This is a genomic window from Gudongella sp. DL1XJH-153 (assembly GCF_049310905.1).
Taxonomy (GTDB): Bacteria; Bacillota; Clostridia; order Tissierellales; family Tissierellaceae; genus Gudongella.
In genome coordinates this window covers 161,728-184,326 of record NZ_JBMEMN010000001.1, presented here as the reverse complement: position 1 = coordinate 184,326, position 22,599 = coordinate 161,728, and the positions used below count along the sequence as shown (strand labels likewise).

Genomic DNA, 22,599 nt, shown 5'->3' with positions numbered 1-22,599 from the left:
TACTTCGTATTATAGAATGAAAGTAGCATAGACTGGTTTTAAAAGTTGTGTTAAATCCTGATTAAGGTTGGAATCGTCTCTGCTGAAACAGGGACGATTTTTGATAGAGGCATATTGAGCAAGGAGGACTGCTATGAAGCTATTTAATTCATTGACAAGAAACAAGGAAGAATTTGTACCCATCGTGGAGGGACAGGTGAGCATGTACAACTGTGGTCCTACTGTATACAATTTCATCCACGTGGGAAACGCTAGGCCCCTTGTAACGTTCGATACATTGAGAAGATATTTTATCTACAAGGGTTATGATGTCAATTTTGTACTGAATTTCACAGATATCGACGATAAACTTATAAACAAGGCCAAGGAAGAGAACATCACCGTCAAGGAGGTTGCGGATCGTTATATAGAAGCATTCAAGGAAGACGCGGGTGCTCTTCACATTTACGATTATAATACGGTTAATCCAAAGGCGACCGATTATATTTCTCAAATGGTTGATTTCATTAAGGCGCTTCAAGAAATGGATGCTGCCTATGAGGTTGACGGGAATGTATACTTCAGCATAGAAAGTGCAAAAGACTATGGGAAGTTGAGCAAGAAAAATATCGATGAGCTTGTCAGTGGTTCTAGAATCGATATCAATGAAGACAAAAGAAATCCATTGGACTTTGTGCTCTGGAAAAAGGAAAAACCAGGGGAGCCATCATGGGACAGCCCTTGGGGCAAGGGAAGGCCAGGCTGGCACATCGAGTGTTCTGTAATGGCTAAAGCTCTTCTTGGAGAAACAATTGACATTCACTCAGGAGGAGAGGATCTTCAATTCCCTCACCATGAGAATGAAATAGCCCAATCTGAGACCTTGTCTGGAAAGCCATTTGCCAATTACTGGCTTCACAATGGGATGTTGTTTGTTGACAATCAAAAGATGTCAAAGTCACTTGGAAACTTCTTCACTTTAAGGGAAATACAAGAGGAGTACGACATGGAGGTCTTGAGGTTCTTCTTGCTATCTGCCCATTACAGAAAGCCAATCAACTTCAGTAGGGAAATAATGGATCAGAACAAGAACGGTCTCCAGAGACTCTACGGTGCAAAAAAGAACCTGGAGTTTATTCTTAAAAAGGAGCTTGCTCAGACATTGGATAATGATTATATAGTAATCAATGAAATAGACAAGTTCAAGAAGGATTTCGAAGACAGCATGGATGATGATCTTAACACTGCAGATGCATTAGCTGCAATGTTTGACATGGTAAAATACACCAATTCAAACTTTAGCGAGGAATCCTCCAGAGAAACCGTGGAGTACGCATACAATATATTGATGGAGTTGGCCAAGGTTCTTGGGATTTTGACCAAGAGAGAAGAAATAATTGATGAAGAAATCCAGAAGCTTATTGAAGAAAGAAATGATGCTAGGAAGAACAAGGACTTTGCTAAATCTGACAAGATAAGAGATGATCTCCTGGAAAAGGGAATTGTTCTTGAGGATACGAGAGATGGTGTAAAATGGAAAAGGATTTAAGCATTAAGTCCTTCAGAGGTGTAGATGATGGAATTGTTCAGGAAGACCTGAGGATGATGTCGCCTCTTCAGCTTGCATACATTGGTGATGCGGTATTTGAACTACTTGTAAGAACTGCAATTCTATCAAGGGATGTCAGTGTAAATAAGCTCCACAAGGAGGCTACAAAATATGTCAAGGCAAATGCCCAGGCTGAGTCTGTCATAAAACTTGATGAAATCCTTACTGATGAAGAAAAATCATTTATTAGAAGAGGAAGAAATGCCAGAATAAATTCATCCCCAAAGAATGTTGATCTGAGGGATTACAAATATGCAACAGGTTTTGAATGCCTGATGGGATACTTGTACCTTTCAGGAAATGATGAAAGACTTATTCAGTTGTTTAAGCATATATACCAGTCTGGAGCAGAAGGGGGAAACTAGAATGAAGGTTGAATTATTGAGGTACACTCCTGACGGCGAAAAGCTTGTGGCATCAGCAGCCAAGCTTTGCTATTCGCCTGTTGGAATCAGTGATATTGAAGAAGGACAGGATGAAAAGAAAGTCCGTTCTTTTCTAAAGCTGCTAATGGATCTTGGACATGAAAGCCCAATTGAGCATGTCAGCTTTACCTTTGGAATCGAAGGCGTGTCAAGAACCTTGACCCATCAGCTTGTAAGGCATAGAATTGCAAGCTTTTCACAACAGTCACAAAGATATGTAAGACTTGCTCAGTTTGAATACGTCATACCTCCTCACATAGAATCAGATCCCGAGTCCAAAAGGATTTTCGTTGAGGCCATGGAAGCTGACCAAAAAGCTTATGACAAGATATCAAAAATACTTTATGAAAAACATTACAATAGATATATAGATGAAGGCAGAAAAGATAAGGATGCAAGACAAAGGGCAGAAAAAGAGGCGATTGAAGATGCCAGATACGTATTCCCAAATGCATGTGAGACTAAAATAGTTGTAACCATGAATGCCAGAAGTTTGATGAACTTCTTTGCTTTGAGAACTTGTAACAGGGCTCAGTGGGAAATAAGGGACCTGGCGATTCAGATGCTTAGGGAAGTAAAAGAGGTGTACCCTGTATTGTTCAGCCATGCTGGGCCGGGTTGTGTTAACGGACCCTGTCCGGAAGGTGAAATGACCTGTGGCAAAATTGTTGAGGTCAGGGAGTTTTTTAAGAATTTGGACGAAGAGATAGCAGCAGAGGCTGCTTCAGAGTAGAGGAGAATATATATGAAAGAAATGTATGTATCTGGAAGGAATCCGGTTATGGAACTTCTTAAATCAGATAAGCAGGTGGATAAGCTTTATGTCCTTAAAGGAGACCTAAAGGGTTCAATCAATAAAATAATGGGCAAGGCAAAGGACATGGGAATTGTGATTCAACAGGTAGACAAGAATAAACTGGACTCAATGTCTGAAGGCAATGCTCATCAGGGTGTGGTTGCCCTTGTAACAGGATTTGAATATTCAGAGGTGAAGGATATTATTGAGTTGGCCAAGAGCAGGAATGAGTCACCCTTTGTAGTAATACTGGATGGTATAGAGGATACACACAACCTGGGAGCCATAATACGGACTGCGGAGAGTGCTGGAGTGCACGGGGTCATAATCCCCAAGAGAAGGGCTGCAATGGTTAACCAGACCGTATACAAGGCCTCAGCAGGTGCTGTTGAATATATGAAAGTGGCTCATGTAACCAACATTGTTCAGGCAATGGAAGAGCTAAAAGATCAAGGATTATGGATTTACGGAGCTGACATGGATAGTGATTCCGAATATTTCAAGACTGAACTAAAAGGTGCGATCGGTCTGGTAATCGGAAGCGAAGGCAAAGGACTCTCCAGGTTGGTAAAGGAAAAATGCGATGTTCTGGTTAAAATACCAATGACGGGAAAGATTGGATCTCTTAATGCTTCCAATGCTGCATCAATACTCATTTATGAGGTTGTGAGGCAGTCTTATGAAAAGGAGTAGAAAACCTAAGGAGTATCTGTTTGTAGACGGCTACAACATAATTAACTCCTGGGAGAATTTAAAGGAGATTTCAAAGGTTGATCTTGAGCAAGCCAGGTCAGCACTTCTTGAAATTCTCGCTGAGTACAAGCATTATTCTGATATTGAAATAATCGTTGTGTTTGATGCCTATATGGTTAAGGGTAACAACAGGAGTAAAGAAGAATACAAAGGTCTTCATGTTGTCTACACCAAAGAAAATGAGCTGGCCGACCACTACATTGAAAAGGCGCTGGATGTTATGGGCCGTGAGATGAGAGTAAGGGTTGCAACCTCCGACTGGATTGAGCAACAGATTATCCTTTCAAGGGGCGGTATAAGAGTATCTGCAAGAGAGCTTCAGGTGGAAATTGAAGATGAAATGAGAATGGTTAGTAAAAAGAGAAGAAGACTAAATACAAAAAACGACATAAACATTGGCAGGCTGGAGGATCAGGTTTTACACAAACTTAAAGACTGGAACGAAAAATAGACATAATCATCAGGGGGGTTTCACAATGGTCTTCAACAGACAGGATTCGGACAAGGGACATATTTATGATGGATTGTCAGATGAGGAAATTGTAAGACTGGCCAATGAAGGGGATCTTCTGGCCTTGGAACATCTTATATACAAGTATAAGGACCTTGTGAAGGTAAAGGCAAAGGTCTACTACATTGTGGGAGCCGACCGGGATGATATAATCCAGGAGGGAATGATTGGACTCTACAAGGCCATTAGGGATTATAGGGAAGAAAGGACATCCTCCTTTAGAAACTTTGCAGATATCTGTGTGACTAGACAGATGATTACTGCTATAAAAACTGCCACAAGGCAGAAGCATTTACCTCTTAACGGTTATATTTCATTGAATAAACCTGTTTACAGGGATGGTACATCAACAATGGCTGAAACCGTAACCAGTGGTGGAGCAACAGATCCCATGGATCTATTCATAGGCAAAGAGGATCTGGATGACATGGAACAAAAGATAAACAGCATGTTAAGCAACCTTGAGCGACAAGTACTTACCTTCTATGTCGAAGGAAGGAGCTACGAGGAGATAGCCCTTGATCTGAACAGACGGGTTAAAACCATAGATAACGCATTACAGCGGATCAAGAGGAAGATTGAAAGATATCTGGTCAACAAAGAATGAGTATTGACAAGCATCTTAATCAATAGTAAAATATCTTATTGTAAGCCCACGTAGCTCAGGAGGTAGAGCACTTGCATGGTAAGCAAGAGGTCACCGGTTCGAGTCCGGTCGTGGGCTCCATATAAGAAGAGAAACACCCGGACAAGTTTTCTTGGAAAGGATAATTTAAGGGAGGAATTGAGAAATGGGTAAGAAAAAGTTTGAAAGAAACAAACCACACGTTAACGTAGGAACAATTGGTCACGTAGACCATGGTAAGACAACTCTTACAGCAGCTATAACATTTGTACTGAACAAGAGATTCGGTTCAGGAGAATTCATAAGCTATGACAACATAGACAAGGCACCAGAAGAGAGAGAAAGAGGAATCACAATCTCAACAGCACACGTTGAGTACGAAACAGATGCAAGACACTACGCACACGTAGACTGTCCAGGCCATGCTGACTATGTAAAGAACATGATTACAGGAGCAGCACAGATGGACGGAGCAATATTGGTAGTAAGTGCAGCAGACGGTCCAATGCCACAGACAAGAGAGCACATTCTTCTTTCAAGGCAGGTAGGAGTACCTAAGATAGTAGTATTCCTGAACAAGGAAGACATGGTGGATGACCCAGAACTGATCGAGCTTGTAGAGATGGAAGTAAGAGAGCTTCTTAGCGAATACGAATTCGACGGAGACAACGCTCCAATAGTAGTGGGATCAGCACTTAAGGCCCTAGAAGATCCAGACGGAGAATGGGGAGACAAGATTGTTGAATTGATGAAGCAGGTAGACGAGTACATTCCACAGCCAGTAAGAGACACAGACAAGCCATTCCTAATGCCAGTAGAGGATGTATTCTCAATAACAGGTAGAGGAACAGTAGCAACAGGAAGAGTGGAAAGAGGAGTCGTTAAAACTGGAGACAACGTAGAAATAGTTGGACTTACAGAAGCACCAAGAACAGTAGTAGTAACCGGAGTAGAGATGTTCAGAAAGCTACTTGATGATGCACAGGCAGGAGACAATGTAGGACTGTTGCTAAGAGGAGTACAGAGAACAGAGATCGAAAGAGGTCAGGTACTTGCAAAGCCAGGATCAATCAAGCCACACGTAAAGTTTGATTCAGAAGTATACGTATTGAGCAAGGAAGAGGGAGGAAGACACACTCCATTCTTTAACGGTTACAGACCACAGTTCTACTTTAGAACAACAGATGTAACAGGCGATATCCAGCTAGAAGAAGGAATAGAGATGGTAATGCCAGGAGACAACGCAAGATTTGCAATTGAGCTGATTACACCAATCGCGATGGAAGAAGGACTAAGATTCGCAATCAGAGAAGGTGGAAGAACAGTAGGAGCAGGCGTTGTAACAAAGGTTTACGAATAAAGTGAAAGACTGGGTCTTTTGACCCGGTCTTTTTATGACATGTCCTGTTTACAGGTATGAATTATTTATTGACACTAATAATGATTTGTGATAGGGTATATTAGTAGTGCATTAATAATGGGAGATTGTGCCCAATTTAATTGAAATTATATATGTAGATAACACCATGGGTGATACTAGGAGGTGTGATAGATGAGAGACAGAGTCACATTGGCGTGTACAGAGTGCAAGCAGAGAAATTATGTAACTAAGAAGAACAAAAAGAATACTACAGAGAGAATTGAGCTTCAGAAATATTGTAAATTCTGTAAGAAGCACACAGCTCACAAGGAAACAAAATAACTGTTAAAGTAAGGATGTGAAATGATGGCAGGGACAAACACAGGATCTGTAAAAACAAAGGATAGATTATCCACTTACTTTAGAGGTGTTAAATCAGAGCTTAGAAAAGTTATCTGGCCTAACAGAAAAGAACTTCTAAACTACACAGGCGTAGTTATATTTATCAGTGTATTGGTAGCAATAATAGTTTACGTTCTGGATTTGATTTTAGGTGGAATTTTATCGTTTATTATTTAGTATTACAAGGGAGGGTAGGACCCAAGTGGTCCCCAAATTATGACGGAAATGGATATGAGTAGGGAAGAGAGAGCCAAGGATGCAAAGTGGTATGTGGTCCATACTTATTCTGGTCATGAAAATAAAGTAAAGGCCAACCTTGAAAAGATGGTAGAGAACAGAGGAATGAAGGATGATATCTTCGAAGTCGCTGTTCCAACTGAAGAATACATTGACAACAAATCCGGGAAAAAGGTACTTAAAGAGAGAAAAATGTTTCCTGGATATGTTCTTGTTAAAATGATTATAAATGATGAGTCATGGTATTTGGTTAGAAACACCCGAGGTGTAACTGGCTTTGTTGGCCCGTCATCCAAACCGGTACCCCTTTCTGACAAAGAAGTCAAGAATCTGGGAGTTCAGGAAAAAATCGTATTGCCGGCTGTTGACTTCAAGGTCAAGGATCCTGTCAAGGTTATCGCAGGTCCTTTTGAAAACTTTATTGGAACCATTGACAGTATGAATATGGATAAACGAAAGGTCAAGGTCTATGTTTCCATGTTTGGAAGAGAGACATTGGTTGAGCTTGAGTTTGATCAGATAGAGAGAGTATAACTCGGATATCTTTTTCCGAGATGGATTGATTTATAAGCAATAATGCTTTATAAATAGAAGTGCAGTGGGAGGGATTATCCCGCTAAACCACATTGAAATAAGGAGGTGGAATTATGGCTAAAAAAGTCATAGCTCTAGTTAAATTACAAATTCCAGCTGGAAAGGCAACACCAGCTCCACCTGTAGGTACTGCTTTAGGACCTCACGGAGTAAACATTATGCAGTTTACCAAGGAGTTCAACTCAAAGACTGCAGATCAGGCAGGAATGATAATACCTGTAGTATTGACAGTATATGGAGACAGATCATTTTCATTTATCACAAAGACTCCACCAGCGCCAATTCTTATAAAGAAGGCTGTTGGAATTGAGTCAGGTTCAGGAGAGCCAAACAAGAAAAAAGTTGCTAAAATATCAAAGGCTGATCTTGAAGAGATAGCTAAGATAAAAATGCCAGACCTTAATGCAGGATCAATTGAAGCAGCCATGAGCATGGTAGCTGGAACTGCAAGAAGCATGGGTGTTGAAGTAGAAGAATAATATATAGTGGGAGAAAATTTTCGTTAATACCACAAGGAGGTTTATAGTATGCCAAAAAGAGGTAAGCATTATAAAGAGAGCATGAAACTTGTTGACAGAAACAAGCTTTATGACACATTGGATGCTATTGAGCTGGTACAGCAGACTTCAAAAGCAAAGTTTGACGAGACAGTTGAGCTTGCAGTAAGACTTGGAGTAGATCCAAGGCATGCAGACCAGCAAGTAAGAGGCGCTGTTGTATTACCACATGGTACTGGTAAAACAAGCAGAGTACTTGTAATAGCAAAAGGTGAAAAGGTTAAAGAAGCAGAGGATGCAGGTGCTGATTTCGTCGGAGGAGACGATATGGTTGCCAAAATCCAAAACGATGGTTGGATGGATTTCGACGTAGTGGTTGCAACTCCAGATATGATGGGCGTTGTAGGTAGAATCGGTAGAATCCTTGGACCTAAGGGCTTAATGCCTAATCCTAAATCAGGAACTGTTACTTTCGATATTGAAAAAGCAGTTAATGAGATCAAGGCAGGTAAGGTTGAGTACAGGGTTGACAAGGCTAGTATCGTTCATGTACCAATAGGAAAAGCATCATTCGGTACTGAAAAGCTTAGAGAAAACTTTGTTGCAATCATGGACGCGCTTAACAAGGCAAGACCAGCTGCTGCAAAAGGTAGATACATGAGAACAGTAACAATTTCAAGTACAATGGGTCCTGGAATCAAATTAAATCCAGGAAAACTGACTGACTAGTTGACAAGGTACATTGTTGCTGATATAATCATGAAAGTTAATTAAATAAAGAACCGCAGACAGTAGGAGCCAACTGGCTTAATACCCTACCGAGGTGAGAAATATCTAATCTTGATATTAGGGTCTCTACGTGTCTGCGTACGAGACCTTTATTGTTATAACAAAGCAGGAGGTGAAGATAATATGAAGGAACATACCCTTCAAGCCAAATCAAAGATAGTTGAGGAAATCAAAGAAAAGATTAGCTCATCACAATCTATGATATTGGTTGACTACAGAGGACTTGACGTAGAAGAGTTGACTGAGCTTAGAAAGAAATACAGGGAAGCTGGAGTTGACTACAAGGTTTACAAGAATACAATGATGAGATTTGCATTTAAAGACTTGGGTCTGGAAGAATTCAATGAATATCTTAGAGGACCTTCAGCAGTTGCATTTGGATTGGAAGATCCAGTAGCAGCAGCAAAAGTTACATCAGAGTTTGCAAAGTCAAACGAAAAGCTTGAGATTAAAGCGGGAATCGTTGATGGAATAATCATTGATGAAAACGGAGTTAAGAGTCTTGCTGACTTACCACCAAAAGATGTACTTGTTGCACAGGTACTTGCTGGTATGAACGCACCAATACAAGGATTCGCAAATGTACTTCAAGGAACAGTAAGAAGTCTTGCTATAGTTCTAAACGCTATAGCTGAAGAGAAGGCAGCATAAATATTATATTAAAATTCGGAGGGATAAATAAAAATGGCAAGTGAAAAAGTATTAAACCTAATTGAAGAAGTAAAAAATCTAACAGTATTGGAGCTTTCAGAAGTAGTTAAGGCTCTTGAGGAAGAATTCGGAGTAAGCGCAGCAGCTCCAGCAGCAGTAGCAGCAGCAGCACCAGTAGCAGCAGAAGCAGTAGAAGAGCAAACTGAGTTTGATGTAATTCTTTCATCAATTGGTGGAGAGAAAATCAAAGTTATCAAGGCTGTAAGAGAAATCACTGGTCTTGGACTTAAAGAAGCAAAAGAGCTTGTAGACAACGCACCAAAGCCAATTAAGGAAGGCGCAAGCAAAGAAGAAGCTGAAGAGCTTAAAGCTAAGCTTGAAGAAGTTGGAGCAACTGTAGAAGTTAAGTAATTTAAGAATAGAAAGTGGCTTTCATCATGAAAGCCACTTTTTTTCACCAAAAACAGACAAAAAAATTTGACATCACTAAAGGTGTATGATAGTATAATATATTGCATAATAATGATTATAATGGGCATATTATACGAACAATTTAAACCTGTTATTTTCAAATGACCGATGAGTCCGTACCACCAAAAGCTGGAGCTTTTGGCTATTTTAGTTTAATGAGGGGTGAAGTTTTAATGGTACATCCTGTAACATTTGGTAAGCGGGTCAGGATGAGTTATTCCCGCATCGATGAAGTACTTGATCTGCCTGATTTGATTGAGGTACAGAAATCCTCTTATGATTGGTTTCTGTCAGAAGGATTAAGAGAAGTTTTTGACGATATATCCCCGATTCAGGATTATACTGGAAACCTGATATTGGAATTTGTGGATTATCACATAGGAGAAGCCGTCAAGTACGATGAGCACGAGGCAAGAGAAAGGGACGCTAACTATTCAGCACCCTTAAAAGTCAAGGTCAGACTTATAAATAAAGAGACCGGAGAGGTAAAGGAACAGGAAGTTTTCATGGGCGATATGCCGTTGATGACTGATAAGGGAACGTTTATAATAAACGGTGCCGAGAGGGTCGTTGTAAGTCAGCTAGTAAGATCTCCTGGAGTTTATTATGTTGAGTCAATTGACAAAGCAGGTAAAAGTTTATTTTCATCAACATTGATTCCAAACCGTGGAGCGTGGTTGGAATATGAAACTGACTCCAATGATATCGTTTATGTCAGGATCGACAGAACAAGAAAGGTTCCAATTACAACTCTGATGAGATCGCTAGGTATTGCAAGTGACAGCGAAATTATCGACGTATTGGGTGAAACGGAGCAGCTTTTGACGACGATGGAAAAAGATGTCACCAATACTGAAGAAGAAGCACTTCTTGAGATATACAAACGTTTAAGACCTGGAGAGCCCCCAACAGTGGACAGCGCCAGGAGTTTGCTGACAAATTTGTTCTTTGATCCAAGAAGGTATGATCTTGCCAAGGTCGGGAGATACAAGTTCAATAAAAAATTAGCCCTATATAACAGAATTGCAGGTAATCGTGTTGCTCATGACGTAGTTCACCCTGAAACAGGAGAAATCCTGGCTGAAAAGGGAGAGAGAATAACAAGGGACAGAGCAATAGAAATGGAAAACAGTGGAATTAACTCAATGAAACTGTTAATGGATGATGGAAGAGAAATCAAGGTTCTTTCAAACAACTTTGTATTCCCTGAAGCTTTTGATTTGCCATTTTCTCTAAAGGAACTAGGATTGAGAGAAAGAGTCTATTATCCTCTAATGAAGGAGCTAATAGAGGCATTCCCAGACGAGGACGAGCTAAAGGATGCGATAAAGGACAGAATTAGAGAACTGTCACCTAAACATATTATTGTTGACGATATTATTGCGAGCGTAAATTACGAGTTTAATCTTTTCTATAATATTGGCGGGACAGATGACATAGATCACTTGGGAAACAGAAGACTAAGAAGTGTTGGAGAGCTTTTACAGAACCAATTCAGAATTGGTCTTGCAAGGATGGAACGTGTTGTAAGGGAAAGAATGACTATCCAGGACATTGAAGTTGCAACACCTCAGGCACTTATAAACATTAGACCTGTTGTTGCATCAATCAAGGAGTTTTTTGGAAGCAGTCAGTTGTCACAGTTTATGGATCAGACAAACCCACTAGCAGAGTTGACTCACAAAAGAAGAATGTCTGCTCTTGGACCAGGCGGTTTGAGCAGGGACAGGGCTGGGTTTGAGGTAAGAGATGTTCACAACTCCCACTACGGAAGAATGTGTCCCATTGAGACTCCTGAGGGTCCAAACATTGGACTTATAACATCCATGACGACTTATGCAAGGATCAACGAGTATGGTTTTATCGAGGCTCCTTATAGACGAGTAAAAAATGGCCAGGTAACTGGACACATTGACTATTTGACAGCAGATATTGAGTACGAGATGATTATTGCTCAGTCAAATGAAAAGCTGGATAAAGACAGCAAATTCGCCAACAACAGGATAATTGCAAGGGGTAAATTAGGAATAGTAGATATATTTGGTCCTGAGGATATCGAGTACATGGATGTTTCCCCTAGACAAATAGTTTCTGTTGGTACTGCAATGATTCCCTTCCTTGAGAACGATGACGCCAACAGGGCGCTGATGGGTGCAAACATGCAGAGACAGGCAGTTCCTTTGCTTAAGACTGAGGCACCGATTATCGGAACAGGTATTGAGTATAAAGCCGCCAAAGACTCTGGAGTTGTAATTGTAGCCAAAGAAGCAGGAGTTGTTGAGAAAGTATCAGCTGATGAGATTAAAATCAGAAGAGATAAAGACAATCAAATAGATAAATATAGATTATTGAAGTTTAAAAGATCCAACCAGGGTACGACAATCAATCAAAGACCAATGGTTACGCAGGGTGAAAAAGTCGCGGCAAATCAGATTATTGCTGACGGACCAAGTACAGATTTAGGTGAAATTGCACTTGGAAAGAACCTTTTGATTGCATTTATGACCTGGGAAGGATACAACTACGAGGATGCAGTGCTCCTTAATGAACGACTTGTAATCGAAGATGTACTGACGTCAGTTCATATCGAGGAATACGAGTCAGAGGCCAGGGACACCAAACTTGGACCTGAAGAAATAACAAGGGATATTCCAAATGTCGGAGAAGAGATGCTTAAGGATCTTAACGAAAGAGGAATTATCAGAATCGGTGCAGAAGTTAAAGCCGGAGATATTCTTGTTGGAAAGGTTACACCAAAAGGCGAAACGGAACTGACTGCTGAGGAAAGACTTCTGAGAGCAATATTTGGTGAAAAGGCAAGGGAAGTAAGAGATACATCACTAAGAGTGCCTCACGGTGAAACTGGAATCATAGTTGATGTTAAGGTCTACTCAAGGGACAATGGAGATGAACTTCCACCTGGAGTAAACCAAATGGTCAGGGTTTATGTAGCTACCAAGAGGAAAATACAAGTTGGAGACAAGATGTGTGGTAGACACGGTAACAAGGGTGTAATCTCAAGGATTCTTCCTGAAGAAGACATGCCTTACATGCCTGATGGAACACCGGTGGATGTAGTACTTAACCCATTGGGAGTACCCTCAAGGATGAACCTTGGACAAGTACTTGAGGTCCACCTTGGACTTGCAGCCAAGAAACTTGGAATTTATGTAGCAACTCCTGTATTTGATGGAGCTGTGGAAGAAGATATAATGGTAAAGCTAAACGAAGCTGGATATCCCGAGCACGGTATGATTGATTTAAGAGACGGCCGTACAGGTGATTCTTTTGCAAATCCTGTAACAGTAGGATATATGTATATGCTTAAGCTTCACCATCTAGTTGACGATAAGATACATGCTAGGTCAACTGGACCATATTCTTTGGTAACACAACAACCACTGGGAGGAAAAGCCCAGTTTGGAGGTCAAAGATTCGGAGAGATGGAGGTATGGGCACTTGAAGCATATGGTGCATCCCATACACTGCAGGAGATTCTTACCGTGAAATCGGATGATATTGTAGGAAGAGTAAAGACCTACGAGGCAATTGTCAAGGGCGAGAACATTCCTGAACCTGGAATACCTGAATCATTTAAAGTTCTTATAAAAGAGCTTCAGAGTCTTGCATTGGATGTAAAAGTAATTGGAGAGGAAATCGGAGAAATTGAGTTGAAAGAATCAGTTGACGATGACCTTACGGACCTTGACCTAATGGGTGGAGATGCTCCAAGGGAAAAGCTCTTTGTAGATGACAGAGGAAAAGAAGACGGCGATGAAAATGACAAGGAAGAAACAGGAGAAAAAAGGGAAGAAGATTCTACAGAAGAGATTCCCGCAGGTTTTATAATCGAGGAAGAAGATGATGACTCTGACTCCTACAACGATGAGGATATGGACTAGGCTATTAACAAACTTTATTATGAAAGGAGAGAATGCTCCTTGTTTGAATTAAACACATTTGATTCAATTAAAATTGGGCTAGCTTCCCCTGAAAAGATCAGACAATGGTCAAAGGGAGAAGTAAAAAAACCGGAAACAATAAACTACCGTACTCTTAAACCGGAAAAAGAAGGTTTATTCTGCGAAAAGATATTCGGACCTACAAAGGACTGGGAATGTCATTGCGGAAAGTACAAAAGGGTAAGATATAAGGGAGTAGTATGTGACAGATGTGGAGTTGAGGTCACCAAAGCTAAGGTGAGAAGAGAGAGGCTTGGACATATTGAACTTGCAGCTCCAGTTTCACATATTTGGTATTTTAAAGGAATTCCAAGCAGAATGGGACTTATTCTTGATATGAGTCCTCGAGCTCTTGAAAAAATATTGTATTTTGCATCCTATGTAGTGATTGAACCTGGGGATACCCCCATGTATGAAAAGCAGCTCTTAACTGAAGCTGAATACAGAGATGCAGTAGATAAGTATCACAACAGCTTCAGGGCAATGATGGGTGCTGAGGCAGTTAGATCGCTTCTTGAGAAGATCGATCTGGAATCAGAATCAAAGGAACTAAGGGGACAGCTTAAGGATGCGACAGGACAGAAAAAGGTAAGGATTACAAGAAGACTTGAGGTTGTTGAAGCCTTTAGAAATTCAGGGAACAGACCTGAATGGATGGTCCTGGATGTTATACCGGTAATTCCACCTGACTTAAGACCAATGGTACAGCTTGATGGAGGTAGGTTTGCAACATCAGACCTTAATGATCTTTACAGAAGAGTCATAAACAGAAATAATAGATTAAAGAGACTACTTGATCTTGGAGCTCCAGACATCATTGTAAGAAATGAGAAAAGGATGCTTCAGGAAGCGGTGGATGCTCTAATAGACAACGGTAGAAGGGGAAGACCTGTAACAGGTCCTGGAAACAGACCTTTGAAATCACTTTCTGACATGCTTAAAGGAAAGCAAGGTCGTTTCAGACAGAACCTTCTTGGTAAAAGGGTTGACTACTCGGGACGTTCAGTTATAGTTGTTGGTCCAGAGCTTAAATTCTACCAGTGTGGTCTTCCTAAAAAGATGGCATTGGAACTGTTCAAACCATTTGTTATGAAAAAACTTGTATCAGATGGACATGCGCACAACATCAAGAGTGCAAAGAGGATGGTAGAGAGAATCAAGCCACAGGTATGGGATGTACTTGAGGAAGTAATAAAGGATCATCCGGTACTTCTTAACCGTGCACCTACTCTTCATAGACTAGGAATCCAGGCATTTGAGCCGGTTCTTGTGGAAGGAAAGGCAATTAAGCTCCACCCACTGGTATGTACGGCATACAATGCTGACTTTGACGGAGACCAGATGGCAGTTCACGTTCCACTATCATCAGAGGCGCAGGCAGAAGCCAGGCTTCTAATGCTTTCAACAAACAATATCCTTGCACCAAAGGATGGTAAACCAATAACCACACCTTCACAGGATATGGTTCTAGGTGCATACTATCTTACTGTTTACAGGGAAGGCGAAATCGGAGAAGGCAAAATATTCAAGGATTACGATGAGTTGCTTCACGCCTATGCAAACGGAGATGTTGGAATTCACGCAAAAGTCAAGGTTAGAATGAAGCATGGAAAAGATGACCGTGGCCAACTTGTAGAAAGTACAGTTGGAAGATTTATCTTTAATGAAAACCTACCTCAGGACCTTGGATTTGTAGACAGAAGTGAAAACGAGTATGGTCTTGAGATCGACAAGGTAATTGACAAGAAGCAGCTTGGTATTATTATTGACAAGTGCTTCAGAAAACACGGAAATTCTGTAACTGCTGAAATACTTGACCATATCAAAACAATGGGCTTTAAGTATTCAACAATAGGTGCAATTTCGATTTCCATGGGTGATGTTGTAATCCCTCAGGAGAAATACGAAATGATTAAAAAAGCGGAGATTGTCGTCGACAGGTTTGAAAAATCATATCGAAGAGGACTTATATCCGACGAAGAGAGATACGAGAGGGTTATCGAGACCTGGAACCAGACAACTGAGGATGTAACGGAAATCCTGATGGATGGTCTTGACCCTATGAACAATATATATATAATGGCTATCTCAGGAGCTAGAGGTAGCAAGAACCAGATCAGACAGCTTGCAGGTATGCGTGGTCTTATGGCCAGTGCATCAGGTAGAACTATCGAGGTTCCTATCAAGTCAAACTTCCGTGAGGGACTTTCAGTGCTTGAATTCTTTATTTCAACACACGGTTCCAGAAAGGGACTTGCTGATACGGCACTAAGAACAGCTGACTCAGGATATCTTACAAGGAGACTTGTAGATGTCAGTCAGGATGTAATTGTAAGGGAAGAGGACTGCGGTACCGAGCAATACTTCCTTGTTAAGGCCTACAAGGATGGTAAGGAGATTCTTGAGGAACTTAAGGACAGACTCGACGGAAGATATTCATTCGAAGATATAGTTCATCCTGAAACAGGCGAGGTAATTGTCAAGAAGAATGAAATGATCACCGATGAACAAGCTGAGTTTATACAGGAAATTGGAATTGAGGAAGTCAAGGTAAGATCTGTACTTGGATGTAAGGCTAAGTTCGGAGTATGTGCCCACTGCTATGGAAGAAATCTTGCTACAGGCAAGGAAATGCATATCGGTGAAGCTGTTGGTATCATAGCAGCCCAGTCAATCGGAGAGCCGGGAACACAGCTTACCATGAGAACTTTCCATACTGGTGGAGTTGCAGCTGCGGCTGACATCACTCAGGGTCTTCCAAGGGTAGAAGAGCTTTTCGAAGCTAGAAAGCCAAAGGGACTTGCAGTTATATCTGAGATTGATGGTAAAGTTGAAATAAAAGACAATAAGAAGAGAAAAGAGATTGTCATAAGAAACGAGGATGGCGAAGAGGCTAGTTACAACATCGTGTTTGGCTCAAGAATAAGGGTTAAAACAGGAGATGTAGTCGAAGCCGGAGACGAGTTGACTGAAGGATCTGTCAATCCACATGACATTCTGAAAATAAAAGGCGTTAAAGGAGTACAAAATTATATTGTAAAGGAAGTACAAAGGGTATATAGATTACAAGGTGTAGATATAAATGACAAGCACATAGAGATTATCGTAAGGCAAATGCTGTCAAAGGTTAAGATTGAAGAATCCGGAGATACTGAATTGTTGCCAGGTAGCCTTGTAAATGTAATGGAATTTGAAAAAACCAATGAAAAAACAGTCAAAGAAGGTGGAGAGCCTGCGGTAGGAAGAATGACACTTCTTGGAATCACCAAGGCATCTCTTGCAACTGATTCATTCCTGTCAGCTGCATCCTTCCAGGAGACAACCCGAGTACTGACTGAAGCGGCAATCAAAGGTAAAGAGGATTTCTTGGTGGGTCTTAAAGAAAATGTTATTATCGGTAAGCTTATCCCAGCGGGTACCGGAATGAGAAGGTACAAGAATGTGGAAGTTATTGATGATGAGATAATCCCCCAGAAGGAGGAAAATTTAGTTGACACTGATATTCTACAATGATAGAATACTATAGTGTGCGAACTTAAGAAGACTCTTGATGACATAAAGATTATGTGGTCTTTTGGCCACATAATCTTTGATATGTTTAAAGGAGGATAGAGTAATGTTTACAGAATTGAATACAGAGGGCAAGGTAGTAGGGGCCAAACAGGTCAAAAGAGCCTTGTCAAAATCAGAGGTCCAGACGGTCTTCATAGCTCGGGATGCCGAAAAAAAGGTAACTGAGGAAATTGAGGATTTGTGCAAATCAAAGGAAGTCGTGGTTCAGTATATTGATACCATGGAAGAACTTGGAGAGGCCTGCGGAATCGATATTAATGCAGCAGTCGCTGCGTTATTAAATAAAAATTAGAAGGAGGTGCCTTAATGCCAACTATTAACCAACTTATTAGAAAAGGAAGAGAAAAGGTTGTTTACAAATCAAAGTCACCAGCTCTTGGTATGAATCTTAATACCTTGAAAAAAAGGGAGACTGAATCCAATTCACCTCAAAAAAGAGGAGTTTGTGTTGCTGTTAGAACAATAACACCAAAGAAGCCTAACTCAGCGCTTAGAAAAGTCGCAAGAGTAAGACTTACAAACGGAATGGAAGTAGCTGCCTATATTCCAGGAATTGGACACAATCTACAAGAGCACAGTGTCGTTCTTATCAGAGGTGGAAGAGTTAAAGACCTACCAGGTGTGAGATATCACATTGTAAGGGGTACTTTAGATACTGCCGGAGTGGAAAACAGAGCTCAATCCAGATCTAAGTATGGTGCTAAGAAACCTAAGGTTAAGAAGTAAACGACAAGAAGTGCTTGAAATGCTAATAATACTTTAATATAGATGCATTTTGAGGCACAACGGCGCACGCCGAGTACCAATGAATCTACTCTATATAGTTAAGGAGGGAAGAAAAGTGCCTAGAAAAGGACATATACCAAAAAGAGAAATCATGCCAGATCCAATTTACAATGATGTGGTAGTAACAAAATTAATCAACGGCATTATGCTGGATGGGAAAAAAGGAATATCACAGAATATAGTTTACGGGGCTTTTGATCAGATTGCTGAAAAGACAGGTGAAGACCCATTGGAGGTATTCTACAAAGCAATGAATAACATCATGCCTGTTCTTGAGGTTAAAGCAAGAAGAATAGGTGGAGCAAACTATCAGGTGCCAATAGAGGTTAGACCTGAAAGAAGAGAAACCCTTGGTCTTAGATGGTTAGTAACCTTCTCAAGAAAAAGAGGAGAAAAGACTATGGTTGACAAGCTTGCAAAAGAGCTTATGGATGCATCAAATGGTCTTGGAGCAAGTGTTAAAAAGAGAGAAGAAACACATAAAATGGCAGAGGCTAATAAAGCTTTTGCGCACTACAGATTCTAGTAGAACGTTTAAAATGTGTGGATGGGATTTATTAATTAGTACGTAAGGAGGAAAAATTGTGCCAAGACAAGTGTCACTTGAGAAAACTAGAAATATCGGCATAATGGCTCATATAGATGCAGGAAAAACAACCACCACAGAAAGAATATTATTTTATACCGGTAAAATACACAAGATAGGCGAAACCCACGAGGGTGGAGCCCAAATGGACTGGATGGAACAAGAGCAAGAGAGAGGAATCACTATCACCTCCGCTGCGACAACAGCTTTCTGGAAAGATCACAGAATCAACGTTATAGACACACCAGGACACGTGGATTTCACCGTTGAGGTTGAAAGATCACTGCGTGTACTTGATGGAGCCGTTGCATTGTTCTGTGCAAAAGGTGGAGTAGAGCCTCAATCTGAGACCGTTTGGAGACAAGCTGATAAATATCACGTACCACGATTAGCTTTTGTTAATAAGATGGATATACTGGGTGCAGATTACTTCAGGGCAATAAATATGATGAAGGACAGGCTTAAGGCCAATGCAGTCCCAATTCAATTGCCAATAGGAAAAGAAGATTCATTTGTTGGTATTGTTGACCTTGTAGATATGCATGCCAGAATATACAAGGATGACCTTGGACAGGAAATTGAAATTACAGATATTCCTGCTGATATGGTCGAACTGGCTAATGAATACAGAGAGTATCTTATTGAATCTGTATCAGAGTCAGATGAAGAGCTTATGATGAAGTACCTTGAAGGAGAAGCGCTTACTACCGAAGAGATTATGAGCGGTATTAGAAAAGCTACCCTAGAGGTTAAGATGACACCAGTACTTTGTGGTTCATCATACAAGAACAAGGGAGTTCAGATTCTACTTGATGCTGTAATAGCTTATCTTCCATCACCTTTGGATGTTCCTGCAATTCAGGGAATTCTTCCAGATACAGAAGAGGTAGTAGAAAGACATGCTGATGACAGCGAGCCTTTTTCAGCGCTTGCTTTCAAAATAGTAACAGACCCATTTGTTGGTAAACTTGCATACTTCAGAGTTTACTCAGGAAGCGCAAAAGCCGGAAGTTATGTTTACAATTCAACTAAAGGCAAAAGAGAAAGAATCGGTAGAATTCTTCAGATGCACGCCAATAAGAGGGAAGAAATAGATGAAGTATTTGCAGGAGATATAGCAGCGGTTGTTGGTTTTAAGGATACTTCTACAGGAGATACGCTTTGTGGAGAAACAGATCAGGTAATCCTTGAGAAAATGGTATTTCCAGAGCCGGTAATTCACGTAGCTATTGAGCCTAAGACCAAAGCCAGCCAGGAGAAGATGTCAGTTGCACTTGCAAAACTTGCAGAAGAGGATCCGACATTCAGAACATATACTGATGATGAAACCGGACAGACAATCATCGCTGGAATGGGAGAGCTTCACCTTGAGATCATCGTAGACAGACTTCTTAGGGAATTCAAGGTCGAGGCAAATGTAGGTAACCCTCAGGTTGCTTACAAGGAATCAATCCAAAAGCCAGCTGACGCAGAAGGTAAATATGTCAAGCAGTCTGGTGGTAGAGGACAGTATGGACACGTTAAACTTAAAGTTGAGCCACAGGAGCCAGGTAAAGGTTATGAGTTTGTTAATGCAATAGTCGGAGGATCAATTCCGAAGGAGTATATCAACTCAATAAACAATGGTATTCAGGAAGCGCTGGAGACAGGAATTCTTGGAGGCTACCCAGTTCTTGACATTAAGGTAATACTTTATGATGGATCATACCATGACGTTGACTCTTCAGAGATGGCGTATAAAATAGCAGGTTCAATGGGAGTTAGAGAAGCTTTGAGAAAAGCCGGTCCAACATTGCTTGAGCCAATGATGAAGGTTGAAGTTACAGTTCCTGAAGAATACATGGGAGATGTAATCGGAGACATCAACTCAAGAAGAGGAAAAATGGAAGGTATGGAGCTTGTAAGTGGAGCTCAGATAATCAGAGCACATGTGCCATTGGCAGAAATGTTCGGTTATGCTACTGACCTGAGATCAAATACTCAGGGAAGAGGCCTTTATACAATGCAATTCGACCATTACGAACCAGTACCAAACAGTATATCTGAGAAAGTATTGGGCGGAAAATAATTTTTAATTAGGAGGAATTGAGAAATGGGTAAGAAAAAGTTTGAAAGAAACAAACCACACGTTAACGTAGGAACAATTGGTCACGTAGACCATGGTAAGACAACTCTTACAGCAGCTATAACATTTGTACTGAACAAGAGATTCGGTTCAGGAGAATTCATAAGCTATGACAACATAGACAAGGCACCAGAAGAGAGAGAAAGAGGAATCACAATCTCAACAGCACACGTTGAGTACGAAACAGATGCAAGACACTACGCACACGTAGACTGTCCAGGCCATGCTGACTATGTAAAGAACATGATTACAGGAGCAGCACAGATGGACGGAGCAATATTGGTAGTAAGTGCAGCAGACGGTCCAATGCCACAGACAAGAGAGCACATTCTTCTTTCAAGGCAGGTAGGAGTACCTAAGATAGTAGTATTCCTGAACAAGGAAGACATGGTGGATGACCCAGAACTGATCGAGCTTGTAGAGATGGAAGTAAGAGAGCTTCTTAGCGAATACGAATTCGACGGAGACAACGCTCCAATAGTAGTGGGATCAGCACTTAAGGCCCTAGAAGATCCAGACGGAGAATGGGGAGACAAGATTGTTGAATTGATGAAGCAGGTAGACGAGTACATTCCACAGCCAGTAAGAGACACAGACAAGCCATTCCTAATGCCAGTAGAGGATGTATTCTCAATAACAGGTAGAGGAACAGTAGCAACAGGAAGAGTGGAAAGAGGAGTCGTTAAAACTGGAGACAACGTAGAAATAGTTGGACTTACAGAAGCACCAAGAACAGTAGTAGTAACCGGAGTAGAGATGTTCAGAAAGCTACTTGATGATGCACAGGCAGGAGACAATGTAGGACTGTTGCTAAGAGGAGTACAGAGAACAGAGATCGAAAGAGGTCAGGTACTTGCAAAGCCAGGATCAATCAAGCCACACGTAAAGTTTGATTCAGAAGTATACGTATTGAGCAAGGAAGAGGGAGGAAGACACACTCCATTCTTTAACGGTTACAGACCACAGTTCTACTTTAGAACAACAGATGTAACAGGCGATATCCAGCTAGAAGAAGGAATAGAGATGGTAATGCCAGGAGACAACGCAAGATTTGCAATTGAGCTGATTACACCAATCGCGATGGAAGAAGGACTAAGATTCGCAATCAGAGAAGGTGGAAGAACAGTAGGAGCAGGCGTTGTAACAAAGGTTTACGAATAATATAAAGCGACATAAGGAACGACACTTGGAAGAAGGAGATAGCTCCTTCTTTTAGTGTCGTAATAAACCTTATGAGAATTGCTCTGAAATCTTGCAATTTAGATAAAAAAGTCTTGTATTATGGTTGCATATGGTATAAACTATACTAGTGTTTAAATTTATGACATTGCGATGATGCAAAAGGTTGCTGCCCATGCAGGGAATTTTTGCTGAGAATGTCCGGTTTTAAATCGGGCGGCTGGGATACTGGAAATATTTTAAAAAAAATATAGAACACCCGGGAGGGTGTATCGGTGTCTCGAGTCGCATGTATAGTGTTAACATGCGATAGAAGGAGGGAAATAACATGTCAAACAAACAAAAAATTAGAATTAGGTTGAAAGCGTATGATCATGAGTTATTGGACTCTTCAGCTCAAAGAATTGTTGAGACTGCCAAGAGAACAGGAGCAACTGTATCAGGTCCAGTACCATTGCCGACAGAAAAAGAGATAGTTACTATCCTTAGAGCGGTTCATAAGTACAAGGATTCCAGAGAGCAGTTTGAACAAAGAACTCACAAAAGACTTATAGACATTCTTAATCCTAATCAAAAGACGGTTGATTCACTAATGAAGTTGAATTTACCTGCAGGCGTAGACATAGAGATAAAATTATAATAATTTATATGATTGCTTAGGCAATCCGCTATAAAACGGAGGTGTAACA

General features: G+C 40.8%; 22 protein-coding genes, 1 tRNA gene and 1 other annotated feature. All 23 genes read left to right on the top strand.

What is annotated here, in order from left to right:
* Nucleotides 1-133: 133 nt before the first annotated feature.
* Complete coding sequence (cysS, locus tag ACOEN1_RS00980; protein WP_422484540.1) at nt 134-1,528, top strand: cysteine--tRNA ligase; 1,395 nt, start codon at nt 134-136, stop codon at nt 1,526-1,528.
* Entirely contained in the window at nt 1,513-1,953 is a 441-nt protein-coding gene (locus tag ACOEN1_RS00975; protein WP_422484539.1) for a Mini-ribonuclease 3, read from the top strand. The genes cysS and ACOEN1_RS00975 overlap by 16 nt, the downstream gene beginning before the upstream one ends.
* Nucleotide 1,954: 1 nt before the next feature.
* Nucleotides 1,955-2,746: an FAD-dependent thymidylate synthase gene (gene thyX, locus ACOEN1_RS00970; RefSeq protein ID WP_422484538.1), complete on the top strand. Its 792-nt coding sequence runs from the start codon at nt 1,955-1,957 to the stop codon at nt 2,744-2,746.
* A gap of 12 nt (nt 2,747-2,758) precedes the next feature.
* Nucleotides 2,759-3,502 carry a 23S rRNA (guanosine(2251)-2'-O)-methyltransferase RlmB gene (gene rlmB / locus ACOEN1_RS00965; protein WP_422484537.1) on the top strand — a complete coding sequence of 248 codons (744 nt, stop codon included), beginning with the start codon at nt 2,759-2,761 and terminating at the stop codon, nt 3,500-3,502.
* Nucleotides 3,489-4,013, top strand: coding sequence for an NYN domain-containing protein (locus ACOEN1_RS00960; protein ID WP_422484536.1), 525 nt, complete (start codon nt 3,489-3,491; stop codon nt 4,011-4,013). The genes rlmB and ACOEN1_RS00960 overlap by 14 nt, the downstream gene beginning before the upstream one ends.
* A 25-nt stretch (nt 4,014-4,038) precedes the next feature.
* Nucleotides 4,039-4,680, top strand: coding sequence for an RNA polymerase sporulation sigma factor SigH (gene sigH / locus ACOEN1_RS00955; protein ID WP_422484535.1), 642 nt, complete (start codon nt 4,039-4,041; stop codon nt 4,678-4,680).
* 44 nt (nt 4,681-4,724) lie between these two features.
* Nucleotides 4,725-4,800: transfer RNA gene (locus ACOEN1_RS00950), tRNA-Thr, on the top strand.
* Between the two features lie 64 nt (nt 4,801-4,864).
* Complete coding sequence (gene tuf, locus ACOEN1_RS00945) at nt 4,865-6,058, top strand: elongation factor Tu (protein ID WP_422484523.1); 1,194 nt, start codon at nt 4,865-4,867, stop codon at nt 6,056-6,058.
* A 192-nt stretch (nt 6,059-6,250) separates the two neighbouring features.
* Nucleotides 6,251-6,400: a 50S ribosomal protein L33 gene (rpmG, locus tag ACOEN1_RS00940; protein WP_422484534.1), complete on the top strand. Its 150-nt coding sequence runs from the start codon at nt 6,251-6,253 to the stop codon at nt 6,398-6,400.
* A 24-nt stretch (nt 6,401-6,424) separates the two neighbouring features.
* On the top strand, nt 6,425-6,637 hold the full coding sequence (secE, locus tag ACOEN1_RS00935) for a preprotein translocase subunit SecE (RefSeq protein WP_422484533.1): 213 nt from the start codon (nt 6,425-6,427) through the stop codon (nt 6,635-6,637).
* Nucleotides 6,638-6,685: 48 nt separating this feature from the next.
* The gene (gene nusG, locus ACOEN1_RS00930) at nt 6,686-7,231 is read left to right on the top strand and encodes a transcription termination/antitermination protein NusG (protein ID WP_422484654.1); all 546 of its coding nucleotides are present in this window, start codon (nt 6,686-6,688) and stop codon (nt 7,229-7,231) included.
* 113 nt (nt 7,232-7,344) lie between these two features.
* Entirely contained in the window at nt 7,345-7,770 is a 426-nt protein-coding gene (gene rplK, locus ACOEN1_RS00925) for a 50S ribosomal protein L11 (protein WP_422484532.1), read from the top strand.
* Nucleotides 7,771-7,818: 48 nt separating this feature from the next.
* Nucleotides 7,819-8,517 carry a 50S ribosomal protein L1 gene (rplA, locus tag ACOEN1_RS00920; RefSeq protein ID WP_422484531.1) on the top strand — a complete coding sequence of 233 codons (699 nt, stop codon included), beginning with the start codon at nt 7,819-7,821 and terminating at the stop codon, nt 8,515-8,517.
* A 35-nt stretch (nt 8,518-8,552) separates the two neighbouring features.
* Nucleotides 8,553-8,680, top strand: a sequence feature (ribosomal protein L10 leader region).
* 20 nt (nt 8,681-8,700) lie between these two features.
* Nucleotides 8,701-9,228: a 50S ribosomal protein L10 gene (gene rplJ, locus ACOEN1_RS00915; RefSeq protein ID WP_422484530.1), complete on the top strand. Its 528-nt coding sequence runs from the start codon at nt 8,701-8,703 to the stop codon at nt 9,226-9,228.
* Between the two features lie 33 nt (nt 9,229-9,261).
* Complete coding sequence (gene rplL / locus ACOEN1_RS00910) at nt 9,262-9,639, top strand: 50S ribosomal protein L7/L12 (RefSeq protein ID WP_422484529.1); 378 nt, start codon at nt 9,262-9,264, stop codon at nt 9,637-9,639.
* Nucleotides 9,640-9,872: 233 nt separating this feature from the next.
* Nucleotides 9,873-13,601: a DNA-directed RNA polymerase subunit beta gene (locus tag ACOEN1_RS00905; RefSeq protein WP_422484653.1), complete on the top strand. Its 3,729-nt coding sequence runs from the start codon at nt 9,873-9,875 to the stop codon at nt 13,599-13,601.
* 39 nt (nt 13,602-13,640) lie between these two features.
* The gene (rpoC, locus tag ACOEN1_RS00900; protein ID WP_422484528.1) at nt 13,641-17,174 is read left to right on the top strand and encodes a DNA-directed RNA polymerase subunit beta'; all 3,534 of its coding nucleotides are present in this window, start codon (nt 13,641-13,643) and stop codon (nt 17,172-17,174) included.
* 103 nt (nt 17,175-17,277) lie between these two features.
* On the top strand, nt 17,278-17,526 hold the full coding sequence (locus ACOEN1_RS00895) for a ribosomal L7Ae/L30e/S12e/Gadd45 family protein (RefSeq protein ID WP_422484527.1): 249 nt from the start codon (nt 17,278-17,280) through the stop codon (nt 17,524-17,526).
* Between the two features lie 14 nt (nt 17,527-17,540).
* Nucleotides 17,541-17,960, top strand: a complete 420-nt coding sequence (gene rpsL / locus ACOEN1_RS00890) for a 30S ribosomal protein S12 (RefSeq protein WP_422484526.1) — start codon at nt 17,541-17,543, stop codon at nt 17,958-17,960.
* Between the two features lie 115 nt (nt 17,961-18,075).
* Complete coding sequence (rpsG, locus tag ACOEN1_RS00885) at nt 18,076-18,546, top strand: 30S ribosomal protein S7 (RefSeq protein ID WP_422484525.1); 471 nt, start codon at nt 18,076-18,078, stop codon at nt 18,544-18,546.
* Between the two features lie 58 nt (nt 18,547-18,604).
* A complete protein-coding gene (fusA, locus tag ACOEN1_RS00880) occupies nt 18,605-20,674 on the top strand; it encodes an elongation factor G (RefSeq protein ID WP_422484524.1) in 2,070 nt (689 codons plus the stop codon).
* A 24-nt stretch (nt 20,675-20,698) separates the two neighbouring features.
* Entirely contained in the window at nt 20,699-21,892 is a 1,194-nt protein-coding gene (tuf, locus tag ACOEN1_RS00875; protein WP_422484523.1) for an elongation factor Tu, read from the top strand.
* 346 nt (nt 21,893-22,238) lie between these two features.
* Entirely contained in the window at nt 22,239-22,550 is a 312-nt protein-coding gene (gene rpsJ, locus ACOEN1_RS00870) for a 30S ribosomal protein S10 (RefSeq protein ID WP_409228981.1), read from the top strand.
* Nucleotides 22,551-22,599 lie beyond the last annotated feature (49 nt).